Genomic DNA, 13878 nt, shown 5'->3' with positions numbered 1-13878 from the left:
AGGGGGTGCCGGGCCTCCGGCGTTCTCCCACGGCTCAGAGGTTGGCCTCGAAGTCCCAGTACGGGCGGTTGCGCTGGCGGGCCGAGAGGGTGTGCGGGTGCTGGGCGCCGAGCGTCCTGGTGAGGGTGAGCAGGGCGTCCTCCTCCAGCTTCCCGGCCTCCTCGGTCTCGCGCAGTCCGCGCAGGTCGGTGGCGAGCGAGACCTGGCAGGAGAGGGTCAGCGGGTGCTCGGGGCCCATGACGTGCCGGGCCCGGCGCAGGGTGTCCCGGCTGAGTTCCGCGGCGTCGGACACGCGCCCGTTGAAGTTGCGGGCGGCCGTGGCGTTGAGGGCGCAGCCGAGGACCCAGGGGTGGTCGGGTCCGAGGGCGGCGGTGAGTCCGGCGAGCGCCGCCTCCAGCATGGTCATGGCCTCGGTGCGCTCGCCGGCGGACTGCATCACGAGGGCGGTGTTGGCGAGGACGCCGGTGGAGACGGGGTGGGCGGGGCCGAGCAGGGCGCGGTAGCCGGCCTCGGCCTCGTTGATGAGTTCGCGGGCCCGGTCGAGGTCGCCGTGTTCGCGCAGGTAGTTGGCGTAGTTGGTGACCGCGGAGAGCGTGAGGTAGTGGCCGCGTCCCTGGGCCTGTTCGAGGTGGTCGAGGACGCCGGCCATGACGGCGCCGATGTCGTCCTTGAAGCCGCCTTCGCGGCGCCGGCAGAGGGCGAGCTGGCTGCGTGCGTAGAGGGTCTGCTGGTGTTGTGCGCCGAGGATCTTCACATGGAGGCGGACGTTGGCCTCCTGGCGGCCGAGCGCCTCGCGGTAGCGGCCGAGCAGCCGGAGGTCCTGGGCGACCGCGTTGTTGGAGTTGAGGGTGGAGGGGTGGTGGGGGCGCAGGATGTTCTCGCAGCGGGAGAGGGTGTCGGCGTCCTGCTCGTGCGCCTCCTGGTAGCGGCCGAGCATCCGCAGGACGACGCCGACGTTGTGGCGGGCGGCGAGGGTGAGCTGCTGGGTCTCGCCGAGGAGGCTCTGTGCCTCGCCGAGGACTTCGCGCTGGAGGCGTTCGGATTCCTTGTACTGGCCGAGGAAGCGCAGGTCGCGGGCGATGCAGATCTTGGACTTGAGGTCGCCGAGCTCGTCGGGGTGGTCGGCCGCGGCGAGCAGGGTGCGGCGGGCGAGGTCGAGTTCGTACGCCTCGCGGAAGCCGCCGCTGCGGCGCAGGATGTCGCCTTCCACGGTGGTGAGTTCCTGCATGTGCGGGGAGAGCGGGTCCATGAAGCCGGTCCAGTTGCCGCGGATGCGTCCGGCGAGGCGGGTGCCCGCCTTGTACTCGCCGCTGCGGTCGCAGTAGCGCAGGCAGTTGAGGACGGTGGTCTGGATCCGCGGGTCGGTACTGCGCAGTGCCCCGGAGGGCTCCAGGTGGGGCAGGAGCTCGGAGTAGCGGGGCCAGTTCCGGCTGTCCGTCGGGTTCCCCGGGTCGGCCTCGGCGAGCAGCGTACGGACGGCCTTGCGGTGGGCGTCACGGTGCTCGCCGTCGGTGAGCCGGGAGACGATGTCGTGCACGAGCCGGTGCATGTGGATCGACTCCTGCTGCGGTGCGGCCTCCTCGCTGGTGACGGGGCCGCGGGTCTCCCTGGTGAGCACCGAGTAGTTGACGAGGGTGTCGAGGGCCCTGGTCCAGGCGGGCAGGTCGGTGGCCATCCATCGGAGGTCCTCCGGGAGGGAGGCCTGCGGGTGGGCGCGGACGATGCCGAGGGGGATGCGGCCGGGGGCGAAGGAGGCGCAGAGGCTGAGGATGTCGATGGCCTGCGGCTGGGCGCGGCGGAGCCGGTTGATCAGTATCGACCAGGAGGTGAGCGAGGTGTTGGGCATGCCTTCGCCGGTGCTCGGCTCGTCGACGGTGGAGAGCCGTCCTTCGCGGACCATGCGCAGGTACTCGGAGGCCTCCATGCCGGACTCGCCGAGCCAGGCGGCCGCCTGGACGAGGGGCAGGGGTACGTCTCCGAACTCGGCGGCGACCTCGTCGGCCTCGACGGCGGTGATGTGCGGGGCCCGGCGCATGAGGTAGCCGGTGGATTCCGCGCGGTCGAAGTTGCGGACCGGGAGCACGTCGGTGTGTTCGCGCCAGCCGTGGTTGCGGGAGGTGATGAGGACGTGTCCGGGTCCCTGCGGGACCATGACGTCGACGTCCCTGATGTCGTCCCAGCCGTCGAAGACGACGAGCCAGCGGCCGTGCGGGTCGCCGCGGCGGAGGGCTTCGCGGACGGCGCGGATGCGTTCGCCCGGCTCGCTGCCGGTGGGCAGTTCGAGGGCGACGGCGAGTTCGCCGAGGCGGTCGCGCTGGACGTTCCGGTCGTCGGAGCTGACCCACCAGATGACGTCGTAGTCGGAGCTGAACCGGTGGGCGTACTCGGCGGCGATCTGGGTCTTGCCGATGCCGGACATGCCGAGGAGGGTGTACGCGGCGTTGCCGCGCTCGGCGTCCATGAGCCGTTCCTGGAGCTCGGTGAGGAGGTCGTCGCGGCCGGTGAAGCGGGGGTTGCGGCGGGGTACCTCGCCCCAGATGTCCGGCGGGGTCTCGGGGTAGCGGACGAGGGCGCCCGGCGCGATCCGGCGGGCGGGGGAACGGCGCGGTTCGATGTCGAGCCTGCTGAGGAGCCGGGCCTCCGCCTCCTCCTCGCCGACGCCCCAGAGGCTGACCGGTTCGAGGACGGCCGTGGAGGGGAGGAGGGTGCGGTTGGTGAGGTTGACGGCGGCGAAGCGGTCGGCCTGGCTCGCGACGAAGCCGCGCAGGACGTCGTTCCACTCGCCGGCCGGCCGGGGGCCCAGCTCGAAGAACCAGTCGTCGAGGACGAGGAGGACCCTGCCGCGGGCGAGGAGCAGGTCGCCGAGGGAGTCCTCCAGGGGGACCTCGCGGGGCGGGTCCCAGCGTTGCAGGGTGGCGCGGACACCATGGGTGTCGAGGCGCTGGTTGATCCAGGCCGCCCATGGCCGGTGGTAGCCGGGAAAGACGACGAGGACGTGCTCGGGAGCAGTTCTGCCACCGTGGTCCGCCGAAGCGCCGCCCGACCGCTGTTCCGCCATGTGTGCATCTCCCGTCCCGCTCACGCGCAACGCAGTGTCATGTGCCGTGGGCACAGTGTTACTCAAGGGCTCGCCGGCCGGAGCTGAGGCTCGCAAGATGCCTCCTCATTTGCCGGGCGAACTCCCTTCCCTCATTGGTCAGTTCATCGGATTCAAGCAGTATCGCAAGGGCTTCGACCACCTGATCGTGGACATGGTCGAAACGTTGTGCGGACCGTACGCGCCACTGCTCGGGCACACCGGAGGTGCGGGTGGCCCGGGCCGCCCGGTGCCACAGGTCGGCGAGCGCCAGGTGGGCGTAGACCCCCTGGAGGACGCCGGCGACCGGGCGGGCGTCCGTGCGCCAGCCGACCCGGTAGGTGGGGGCCGCCCGGTCCGGCGGGTGGGGCCGGTGGAGCGGGACCAGCTCGTGGAGCGTGGCGAGCTTGCTGTGGTGCAGTTCGTGGACCAGGGTCTCGGCCATGTCCGCGGCACCGGCGGAGGGCGTCATGAGGACCGCTCCGGGGGCGGCGCTCAGCGTGGCCCCGATGGAACGCGTCCCGCGCGGGACGAGGGGCACGACGGCGTCCACCGAGCGGCCCACCTCGACGGCCCGCTCCCGGTCGGTCCCGCGCAGCAGACGGCGGGCGGCGGTCCAGCGGTCGGCCCAGCCGGCGTGGTCGGTGTCGGTGTGGTCGGCCGCGGCCCGGGCCGGGATGCCCATGTCCGGCGGCAGCCGGTACGGGTCGAGGTCCTCCAGCCGGGTCGCACCGCCGGGCAGGGCGCGCAGCCCGTGCCAGCCGGGGCCGCTGCCCGTCAGCGTCGTCGCGGGGCCGTTCGCGCGGCGGCGGAGCACGGCCCGGGAGCCCGTACCGTCCCCGCCCCCGATCCGTACCGCGCGGGAGCGGGCGTCGATCCGGAGCCGGCCCGCGCCGCCCGCCTCGACCCGGCCGACGCCGGGGAGCGGGAGCACTCCGCCGGGGGTCTCGACGACCAGGTCCACCGAGAGCCCGGCGCGCAGGGCGGCGGTGACGGCGAGGAGTTCGAGATGGGCGAGGTGGCGGTCGAGGCCGGCCCCGAGCGGCTCGGTGAGCGCGGCGGCGAGCCAGGCGCCGGTGGTCGGGTAGTCCAGGACGGCGCGGACGACGTCCGGGCGGGCGCGCTCGGCCCGTTCGAGCAGGAGCCAGCCCGCCTCGAAGCCGCGCAGCACCGCGGGCGCCACCGTCTCGCGGTGACGCTGGACCCGCACCAGGAGGGTCTTGAGCAGGAGCAGCCGACGGGCGTGCAGCCCGGCGCGCAGAAGGGACGCCCCGGCCGGTCCGGGGCGTGTGGTGGCGAGGCCTGCGAGAACCGCCGGGTCCGGCGGAGCGGCGATCACCCACGGCTCCGGACGCGCGACCGGCCGCCGGGCGGACCGGACGGGCGGCCGAGGGGCGACCGGCCGCCGGGCGTCGATACGGCCGAAAACGATCGCCCCGTACGGACGTCCCGCGCGTGAACCCGGCCGTCAGCCGATGAACTCGTCCTCTTGCCAGGACTCGACGAGATCCGAGGGGCGAAGCAGCACTCTGTCCACCGCCGCCCCGAGAGCGGCGTCGTCCATGACCCGCAAGGTCCGCAGGTCGACGGCCGCGAGATCGGACAGTTGCGGAGACCTGGCGGCATCCCGGCCGACACCGGTCGCCCACCCCGTGTGCTCGAACACTCTCGGCTCCTCCTCACCGACGCTGTCCCCCACGGTCGTAGCGGTGCGGCGGTTCTTCCCGACGCCAGGAGACCGGAAACCCATTCGATTCAACTGCCCCCATGTGCGCCCCCGTTATCCAGCCGTCCAGGACCACCACGGGGGCATGACGCGGCGGCGCTCCTCGGACGTGAGCGGCACCCCCTCCCTCGCCCTGTCGCTCTCCACCCCCGCGAGCAGCGCCCGGGTCCGCTCCACGTCGTCCCAGTCGACCTCCACCAGCTCCCCCGTGAGACGCCGCCACTGCGTCGTCGCCGCAAGCAGCACCGCCCGGGCCCGCGCCGGGCGGCCCATGAGGACGAGCACCGCCCCCTGGGCGTGCAGCGCGCGGGCGCCGGTGACCGTGCCCGGGTCGTCGCCGTGGGCGGCACGGGAGTCCTCTCCGGCGTTGCGGTACGCGGCGAGGGCGTCGCCGATCACCCCGTCCCGTGCGGTTTCGGCCAATTCCAGGCGCACCCGTCCCAGTTGCAGCCACACCTCGGCGCGGTCGCCGGGGTCGTCGGTGCCCCGGAGCGCCTGCTCGAGCACATGGCGGCTCTCGAAGAGATCGGGCAGGAACCCGGCGCGGTGGAAGCGGAGCGCGAGGACGCTGCCGATCAGGGTCCGCGCCCGCGCGCGCTCGGGCGCTCCGGCGGGCATCCGTGTCAGGGCCTCGCGCAGGACGCCCTCGGCCCGGTCCACGGGTGCCGTGCCCGTACCCGCCGCGGCGCGCCGCAGCAGCGAGCCGCCCCAGGTGAGCAGGAGCGGGCCGCGTTGTTCGCTGTCGGCGGGGGCGAGCAGGGTGGCCTCCTCGTACGCCGCGTCGGCTGCGGCCCCGTCGCCCTCCGTGTCGTACAGCCGGGCGCGCGCGGTGGTGAAGCGCAGCCGCAGGGCGCGCGTGTCACCGAGAAGGGGTTCGGCCCGGTCGAGCACGAGGCCGATGCGGCCCGGGTCGGCCTCGGCGAGATGGAGGGCGTCGGCGAGGTCGAGGAGGGCGGCGGCACTCTCGTGGAGGGTGAGGGCGGCGGTGAGTTCGCCGGCCGCCTCCTCGCCGTCACCGCGCGCGAGGAGCAGTCGGCCGCGGCGCAGATGGAGGGTGTGGCGGGCGGATTCCGGCCAGCGGTCGGCCTCCTCGGCGAGCGCGGCGAGGGCCGCGTCGAGGTGGCCGGTCTCGTCGGTGTCGCGCCACAGTGCGTGGTGGACGACGGCCAGTTCGAGCCGGGCCTCGGCCCACGCCTCCTCACCGGTCCTGGCGAGTTCCCCGGCGCGTACGAGGGTGTCGGCGGCCTGGCCGAGGAGCTCGGGGCGGCGGCCGGTGCGGCGGACGGCGGCGGTGCCGGCCTCGGCGTACAGGGCTCGGGCGAGGACGATCCGGGCCTCGACCGGTTCGGCCGGGAGCGCCGCCTCGGCGCGCTCGCGTGCACCGGCGAGCAGGGCGGGGTCGGACTGGGCGCGGCCCTGGGCGAGGAGGCGGCGGGCTTCGGTGAGCGGGTCGGGGGTGACGAGGTCGGGGTGGTAGAAGCGCAGTACGCGCGCGGGGATACGGGCGAAGAGTTCGGTCTCGGCGCCGTCCGGCCCCAGGGGCTCGTCGGTCGCCTCGGTCTCCTCGGGGAGGTCGGCGGCCCTGCCGTGGTTCCGGCCCGTCCCCCGGCCGTCTCCGGCCCTGCTTCCGGTCTCGGCCTCGGTGTCGACTCCCGCGAGGCGCGCCGCGGCGAGCGCCGGGAAGTTGCGCATGCCTTGGCCGAAATTGCGCTCCACGTACGCGGAGCAGTGCTTGAGGACGAGGGCGGCGGCACTGGGGTCGAGCGAGCCGAGGAAGTGCTGCTGGATGCCGGGCGGATAGCTGAAGCAGGGGTACGGGGTGGGGCCGGGCAGCCGCCGCAGGAGCCCGCTGAGCAGGACCTCGGCCAGTTCCATGGGCCCGGTGTCGGGCAGCATGGCGCGCTGGACGAGCTGCATGACGGGCAGGGCCAGCGGGGCTGCCGCGAGGTGGACGGCGAGCCGGAGTGCGCCGGGTGAGGCGCCGGCCCGGAAGGCGCGCAGGAGGTCGTCGTCGCTCCGTGGCGCGCGCGGGGTCCTGGGTGCGCGCGGCTCCACCGCCTCGGGGGTGAGCCAGGCGGCCCAGCCGCGTACGGCGTTGCCGCCGTGACCGGTGTGGAGCCGGGTCCAGGAGGCGAAGGCCTCGGGGGTCGGGGTGAGGACGGGGACGGCCCTGCGGCCGGGGACGAGGGGCCCCCAGGGTTCGTCGTCGGAGCGGAAGGCGGTGTGGCCGCCGGGGGTGGCGGAGCGCTGGAAGGTGCCGGGTTCGGCGGGGAGCGCCGTACGGGGCCAGAGGCGCGGCGGCAGGGGCTGGACGAGGGCGAGCGGGGAGTGACGGGGCCACTGGCGCAGGAAGCGCTGGGCGGCGCCGCGTTGCCAGAGGGGCCCGACGCAGTCGCTCACGACCAGGGTGAACCGGCGGCCGGTGGGGTCGTGGAGCTGGTCGACGGGGCGGAGCCGGGGGCGGCCGTCGGCGCCGGAGGTGGTGGTGACGAGCGGGGGACCTTCGCCGGTGTCGTACAGGCGGTGCACCTGGACGTCCCGGAAGGCGCCGGACTGCTGGCAGGCCTGACGGAGTTCCTCGACCATCCGGCTCCAGACGATCATGACGGGGCCGGTGTCCATGAGGAGCTGGATGTCGGGGCGCCGTCCGGCGGCGGGGCGCATGACGGGGGTGAGGATGCCGGCGGCGGCGCTGCGTTCGGCGGTGGCCTCCTCGTCGAGGGTGCCCTCGCCGGGGCGGTGCGGTGCGAGGGCGTAGGTGCGCAGGGGCCGGAGGGCCTTCTGGAGTCCTAAGAGCCCGGGCAGCGCGTTGGCGCCGGGGGCGCGCACGGGCAGCGTCGCGCCCCGCTCCGTACGTCTCTCGCCTCCGGCGGCGCCGGTGACGCCCGACGCCCGGGTGGCGCCGGCGGCCCCGGTGGCCATGTGGAGGGAGACGGACTCGCGTGCGCCGCCCCCGGGACCGGCCGTCCCGTCCGCTGCTCCCTGCTCCGCCACTCCCCCGTCCCCGCCTACGGCACCGGCTTCGCCGCGGCCCGGGTCCTGGCCGTCGGCGGGGCCGTCCCCGGCCGTCTCCTGCCGAGGACCGGTCTCCGGCCGCCCCGGCCCCTCGGGTCCGTCCGGTCCCGCCGGTTCCGGGGCGGGGCCGGGGAGCCATTGGGACAGCCAGAGGGCGTCCGCGACGTCCTCGGCGGTGGGGTCCTGGCCGCCGGCCCGCAGTCTGCGGGTGAGCTCCTCCAGATGCATCCGGTGCATCCGACCGTCACCTCGGCTGATCGAGCGGTTGCATGAGCATGTCGGCGATGCGTTCCCTGGTGACCCGTTCGGCGCGGGAGGCGTGCTGGGTCAGATAGAGGGCGTTGAGGAGCTGGTCGGTGGCGATGACCTCGCCGGGCTCACGGTTGAGGAAGCGCTGGACGAGGCCCTGCTCCCCGTCGCCCGCCGCGGCCTCGGTGCCGAGGTGGGCCTCGATCATGGCGCGGAGCTGCTCCTCGCCGGGCGCTTCGAGCTCCAGGCGGATGCAGCGGCGCAACAGGGCGGCGGGGAAGTCCCGTTCGCCGTTGGAGGTGAGCACGATGAACGGGAAGGTGGTGCAGCGGACCCGGCCGCCGAGCACCGCCACCTTGCGGCCGTCGTCGCTGAGCACCTCGACGACGGGCTCCCGGTCGGCGATCCGCTCCAGCTCGGGAATGGCGAACTCGCCCTCTTCCAGGGCGTTCAGGAGGTCGTTCGGCAGGTCGAGGTCGCTCTTGTCGAGCTCGTCGATGAGCAGCACCCGGGGCTGCGCGGAGGGGAGCAGCGCGGTGCCGAGCGGGCCGAGCCGGATGTACGAGCCGATGCCGGCCGGCGTCGCGGCGGCGGAGCCGGGCGATCCGGCCTGGGCGCGCTCCAGCTGGACGTCCTGGAGCCGCCCGATGGCGTCGTACCGGTAGAGCCCGTCCTGGAGGGTCGTCCGGCTGACGATCGGCCACCGGAGCACGCGCCCGAGGCGCAGTTCGTGGGCGACGGCGTGGGCGAGGGTCGACTTGCCGGTGCCGGGGTTGCCGGTGACGAGCAGCGGACGCCGCAGGTACAGGGCGGCGTTGACAGCATCGGTCTCGGCGGGCCGGGGGTGGTGGTTCTGGACGAGTCTGCGCTTGACGCCGAGCCGCCGGTCGGAGCCGGCCAGGGTGTCGTCGGCGCTGCCCGTGGAGAAGTCGCGCCAGGGCGGCGGGGCGGGCAGCCGCTGTATCTCGTCGTGCGGAAGACCGGCACCACGGTAGATCCGCCAATCGTTCACGATGGACTCCTCCTGGCTGTGGTGTCGATGCCGGGCTCGTCGAAGGTACCGCCCGGGGGCGGGGCCTGCCGATGGCCTGTTCGGACGGATCGCGGGGCCGTCGTCCCGGTGGCCGCTCCGGTCACTCCTCCCCCTCCCCGAGCAGAGGTGGAGGCTCCAGCCGGCCGCCGTACGGCGGCCGGTCGGGAGGATCGAACAGAAGCGCGATGCTCTCGGCCCACGCGTACGCGGCCCGCGCCTCGGGACCCGCCGCCCGGTCCGTCGCACGCGTCCGCAGGGACCTGACGGGTCCGCGTACGTCCCAGGCGGTGAGGGCGGCGGAGAGCAGCCGGTCGGCCCGCTCGTGGAACTCGTCGCAGTCGGTGTGGCCGTGGGCGCCGGTCCGCCAGAGGGCGAGCGGATGGCCGGCCGCGAGGGCCGCGTTCATCGCCATGAGCCCGTCGCCGCTGCCGACCTGGCCGCAGTAGACGGGGACGGTGCCGCCCTCGGCCTCCCGGAGCCGGTCGTACGTCTCCGCCCAGGTCTCCCGGCGCACGCGCGCGGTGTGGGCGTCCCTGCCCGCGCCGGGCACCTCGGCGCGCAGCGGGGCCGCGTGGAGCGGCCCGCGCTCCGCCGCCTCCCACCGCTCGCGCCATTCGGGGGCCGGTTCCCGGTCGTGACGGCGGGCGTCGCGGATGACGACGATCCGGCGCTGGCCGAGGGTGGTCGCCCAGGCGTCGTCGGGGCCCTGGGGCGGTTCGAGTCGCCAGGTGTCGAGGGGTTCGTCGAAGAGCTCGCGCGGCAGCACCGCCTCCACGGCGGCCAGGTGCGGTCCGCTGTCGCCGCGCCGCAGAGCGTCGGCGAGCGGTGCGCGCAGGGTCTCCCTGAGCTGGGAGCGCTCGACGCCCCGGTCGTCGAAGTGGAGCGGGCTGATCGTGTGCCCGTCGAGGAGGAGCTTGACCCGCCACGGGTAACTCCGGCCCCAGCGGGGGGTGTCGATCTCCAGGAGGACGTCGGCACGCGCGCGGGGTTCGCGTACGGAGAGGGGCGCGGGCCTCCCGGGGCTGACGAGCCGGTCGATCTCGCGCCGGAGGTGCCGGTCGGCGTCGCCCGACTCGTCGATGATCCAGCGGGTGAGTCCCGCGGTGTCGGCCCGCTCGCCGTACCGCCCGCGCACGTGCCGGGCGACATGGGCCGCGTACAGGAGCACCGCGTCCAGGTCGAGGTCGCGGACGCCGTCCCTGCGGGGCGCCCGCAGGCCGCGCAGGAGCCCGGCCCCCTCGCTCCATGTGCGCGGGTCGTCCTCCAGCGCGTCCGGCAGTTCGTCGTCCCTGATCCAGGCCTTGACCTGGTCGATCAGGTCCATGATCTCGCCGGGCGCGGTGGGCGCGGGCAGCTCGGCGAAGTGCCCGTACAACTGGGTGCGCAGTCCCGGGCTGACGCCCGCGGCGCCCGCGAGGAGTCGCTGGGCGCGGGTCCAGTCGGGCCGGTCGTCCAGGGATCGGTAGCGGGCGAGGTGGTACCGGTCGTGGGCGCGCAGCGCCTCACCCATCGCCTCGCCGCCGGGGAGGTCGTGCAACCCGCGCAGCGCGGTGACGGGGACGACGGCGCCGCCGTCGCGTCCGCGGCCCTTGTTGAGGCCGACGACGGCGCCCTGCTGGTGGTCGACGACGGGGCCGCCGGAGCAGCCTTCGACGGGCATGACCCAGTCGGTGATGAGCGCCTTGCCGTCGCTGCCGATCAGGGTGCCGTGGACGTGCCGGATGCCGAGCTCGCCGGTCTCCCGGGACCAGCCGTGCAGTCCGACGGAGGTCGGCGGGACGGGCGGGCGCTCACCGAGGCGCACGCAGGAGGCCTTCTGCGCGCCGGGCACGCGGACGAGCGCGAGGTCGGGGAAGGCCCACCGGTCCGGCGGGTCGTCGGGCCGGTCGGGGCGCGGCAGGGCGAGCACGACGGTGCCGGTGGTCTCCCGGGTGGTCTTGCCGTCCTCCCAGGTGATGCCGACGGCCGGCTCACTCCTCCACACCGCGCTTCCCCCCTCGGCCACGACATGGGCGCAGGTCAGCACCCAGCCGGGGGCGATGAAGAAGCCGGTGCCCCAGTACCGGTCGCCGTGCGGGTCATACCCGCAGCCGGGAGCGGCGATGCGTACGAGTGCGGGGCGCACGAGAGCGTCGAAGGCGCTCATGCGGGCTCGGGGGCCGCCGGGTCCGGTGCGGAGGGGTCTGGTGCGGGCGGCCTCGGCGCTGGAACGGGCGCGGGATCCGCCGCGGAGTCAGGGGCGGCGCCGGGGGCGCGACCCGGTTCGGTCCAGGTCAGGGAGACGTTCACGGACGCCTTGCCCGAGCCGTCCGCGAGGACCCCGATCACCTTGCCGGACTGCGCCGACAGTTCGATGCCGAAGCTGACGGCGACCTCCACGGACCCCTGCGGGTCGAGCCCGGCCCGCAGCGAGCCGACCACCCCGCGCACCACGTCCGTGAGCCCCCCGGCCATGGAGACCACCCGGTCCCTGACGCCGGTGTCCTGGAACCCACCGCCCCTGCCGAGTTCCTGCACGTCACTGACCCGGGCCCACACGGGCGTGCCGTCGTCCAGCCGAATACGCGCGATCCCGTGCGTCACAGCGCCCCCGCTCCCCGAAACGATGATGAGGAAGGCTAGTCGGTGGGACTGACGGGCGACAGGGGACGTGAGGGGTACGGCCTATCCTGATCGCATGTACTTCACCGACCGTGGCATCGAGGAACTGGAGAAGCGGCGCGGCCAGGAGGAGGTCACCTTCGAGTGGCTCGCCGAGCAGCTGCGGACCTTCGTCGATCTCAACCCCGACTTCGAGGTGCCGGTCGAGCGCCTCGCGACCTGGCTGGCCCGTCTGGACGACGAGGACGACGAGGACGAGTAGGAGCCGCGCCGAGGGGTGACCCCGCGCGCGGGGTCACCCCTCCCGCAGCCGGTCGTAGGCGACGCCGAACGCGCCGTGCGCGACGAGCAGCGCGCCGGCCGTCGCCCAGCCGCCGCTGCGCCGGCCGAGGCCCCAGAGCAGCAGCGGCACCCCCACCGCGAGCTGCACCCCGCCCAGTACGCGCGCCTTGGTGCCGCGCAGGTACGGGCCGAGGGGACCGCCCTCCACCACGTCGAGTTCGGCGCGTACGGCATCCCTTCCCCAAGCTCTCAGCTGCGTTCGAGCGGGGGAGACCCCGTTGCCGGACCATTCGATCTGCTCGGCGCCCTGGGCCAGGGCCGCGGAACGGAGCCGGTCGGCACTCTCGCCGGGGAGGAGCCCGGTCGGCAGGGCGAGCCCGACACGGCCGAGGACGGCGACGACGCCGAGGAGCCGGCTGTGGGCGTCGGCGTCCGGATCGGGCTCGGTGAGCGGTTCCAGGGCCTGGACGTCCAGGACGGGGTCGAGCGCGAGCCGGGCGGCGAAGGTGCGCATGGCCTCGTCCTCGCCGACGGGGGTGCCGTCCGCGAGCCAGGTGTAGCCGACCGTACGGCGGAAGCCGGCGGCGAGCGTCAGCCCGGCCCGGTCGCGGTCCCACCAGAGGGCGACGACGGGCCGGCCGGCGGCCGGGACGGCGAGGGCGGTGGCCCAGCCGGTGACGACCTGTTCGACGGGCTCCCCGCCGTGGAGCCAGGGCTTCCCCTCCGGTACGAGCACACTCCAGTCGTCGCCCGCGGGGGCGAGCAGCAGCTGTTCGCGGAGCAGCTGCGCGGGCGGCCGGACCGCCGGGGGGTCGGCACGACAGAGGAGCAGCGCCCCGACGGGATTCGGTCCGGATGTCGCGTTCATGGGCCCCACGCTAGGCCAATTTGTCCTTATGTGGAGGCAATTGCCCCTCACCCTGTCAGGGGAGAGTCAGGGTTGACTTCCCTTCGCCGCGATATATCGTGTCTAGCGAGATACGCGATATGTTGCGTTGCCGAAACGGGAGGTCAGCACCATGACAGAGTGGTCCGTCACCGAGCCGACGAAGCTGACACCGGCCGACCCCGTGACCCGTCTGCAGGTCCGCATCGTCAACGGCACGGTGAACGTGGTGGGGACGGACGAGAGTTCCGCCCGTGTGGAGATCTCCGAGATCGAGGGCCCGCCGCTGCTCGTGTCCCAGGACGGCTCCACCCTGACCGTGGGCTACGAGGACCTGCAGTGGAAGAGCGCCCTCAAGTGGCTCGACCGCAAGGAGTTCCGGCGCCGGGCCGTCGTCTCCGTCGCCGTCCCTGCGGGGGTCGACGTCGAGGTGGGGGTGGTCGGCGCCGAGGCCGTCGTCACCGGCATCACGGGGCGTACGGAGGTGCGCGGCGTCTCCGGCGACACCACCCTCCTCCGGCTCTCCGGTCCGGTCCGCGCCGAGAGCGTCTCGGGCAACCTGGAGGCCCAGTCGGTCACGGGCGCGCTCCGGATCAACTCCGTGACCGGCGACGTGACGGTGATCGAGGGCGCGGGCGCCTCCGTGCGGGCCGAGACCGTCAGCGGCGACATGGTCATCGACCTCGACCCGGCCGAGCTCGACGGGCCGCCCGCCGACATCCGGCTCTCCAGTCTCTCCGGCGAGGTCGCCATCCGACTCCCGCACCCGGCCGACGCCCGCGTCGAGGCCAACACGACGACGGGCTCCGTGTCGAACGCGTTCGAGGACCTGCGCGTGGCCGGCCAGTGGGGCACCAAATCCGTCACCGGCACCCTCGGTTCGGGCCGGGGAACCCTCAAGGCGACCACCGTCTCCGGCTCCATCGCGCTGCTCCGCCGTCCCGAGCCCGACGAGGACAGCGGCTCCACCCCCTCCCCCGCCCCCTCCGCGACCGGAAAGGTGCTCTGAC

General features: G+C 74.4%; 10 protein-coding genes. 2 read left to right on the top strand and 8 right to left on the bottom strand.

Going from position 1 to position 13878, the window contains the following annotated elements; all coding sequences use genetic code 11:
• Nucleotides 1-34: 34 nt before the first annotated feature.
• The 7 genes from fxsT to OG462_RS29170 all read right to left on the bottom strand — a co-directional run bounded on the left by fxsT (nt 35) and on the right by OG462_RS29170 (nt 11682).
• Nucleotides 35-3058, bottom strand: a complete 3024-nt coding sequence (gene fxsT / locus OG462_RS29200; RefSeq protein ID WP_406062104.1) for an FxSxx-COOH system tetratricopeptide repeat protein — start codon at nt 3056-3058, stop codon at nt 35-37.
• Between the two features lie 58 nt (nt 3059-3116).
• Nucleotides 3117-4415: an aKG-HExxH-type peptide beta-hydroxylase gene (locus tag OG462_RS29195; RefSeq protein ID WP_406062102.1), complete on the bottom strand. Its 1299-nt coding sequence runs from the start codon at nt 4413-4415 to the stop codon at nt 3117-3119.
• A 129-nt stretch (nt 4416-4544) separates the two neighbouring features.
• Complete coding sequence (locus OG462_RS29190) at nt 4545-4742, bottom strand: hypothetical protein (RefSeq protein WP_406062100.1); 198 nt, start codon at nt 4740-4742, stop codon at nt 4545-4547.
• Between the two features lie 114 nt (nt 4743-4856).
• A complete protein-coding gene (locus OG462_RS29185; protein ID WP_406062098.1) occupies nt 4857-8054 on the bottom strand; it encodes an SAV_2336 N-terminal domain-related protein in 3198 nt (1065 codons plus the stop codon).
• 7 nt (nt 8055-8061) lie between these two features.
• Nucleotides 8062-9078, bottom strand: a complete 1017-nt coding sequence (locus tag OG462_RS29180) for an AAA family ATPase (protein ID WP_406062096.1) — start codon at nt 9076-9078, stop codon at nt 8062-8064.
• A gap of 121 nt (nt 9079-9199) precedes the next feature.
• Nucleotides 9200-11245 carry a trypsin-like peptidase domain-containing protein gene (locus OG462_RS29175; protein WP_406062094.1) on the bottom strand — a complete coding sequence of 682 codons (2046 nt, stop codon included), beginning with the start codon at nt 11243-11245 and terminating at the stop codon, nt 9200-9202.
• The gene (locus OG462_RS29170; RefSeq protein ID WP_406062092.1) at nt 11242-11682 is read right to left on the bottom strand and encodes a CU044_2847 family protein; all 441 of its coding nucleotides are present in this window, start codon (nt 11680-11682) and stop codon (nt 11242-11244) included. Before OG462_RS29170 ends, OG462_RS29175 begins: the two co-directional genes overlap by 4 nt.
• Before the next feature lie 94 nt (nt 11683-11776).
• On the opposite strand from OG462_RS29170, the gene OG462_RS29165 reads away from it, so the two are divergent.
• On the top strand, nt 11777-11962 hold the full coding sequence (locus tag OG462_RS29165; protein WP_266625572.1) for a DUF6104 family protein: 186 nt from the start codon (nt 11777-11779) through the stop codon (nt 11960-11962).
• 33 nt (nt 11963-11995) lie between these two features.
• Here the strand turns inward: OG462_RS29165 and OG462_RS29160 are convergent, their stop codons facing one another.
• Complete coding sequence (locus tag OG462_RS29160; protein ID WP_406062090.1) at nt 11996-12850, bottom strand: hypothetical protein; 855 nt, start codon at nt 12848-12850, stop codon at nt 11996-11998.
• A 151-nt stretch (nt 12851-13001) separates the two neighbouring features.
• On the opposite strand from OG462_RS29160, the gene OG462_RS29155 reads away from it, so the two are divergent.
• Nucleotides 13002-13877, top strand: a complete 876-nt coding sequence (locus tag OG462_RS29155) for a DUF4097 family beta strand repeat-containing protein (protein ID WP_406062088.1) — start codon at nt 13002-13004, stop codon at nt 13875-13877.
• Nucleotide 13878: the final 1 nt, after the last annotated feature.

The organism is Streptomyces sp. NBC_01077, assembly GCF_045162855.1.
Lineage (GTDB): Bacteria > Actinomycetota > Actinomycetes > Streptomycetales > Streptomycetaceae > Streptomyces.
Note: the sequence above shows the minus strand (reverse complement) of the source record. Positions and strands in the feature narration are given on the sequence as shown.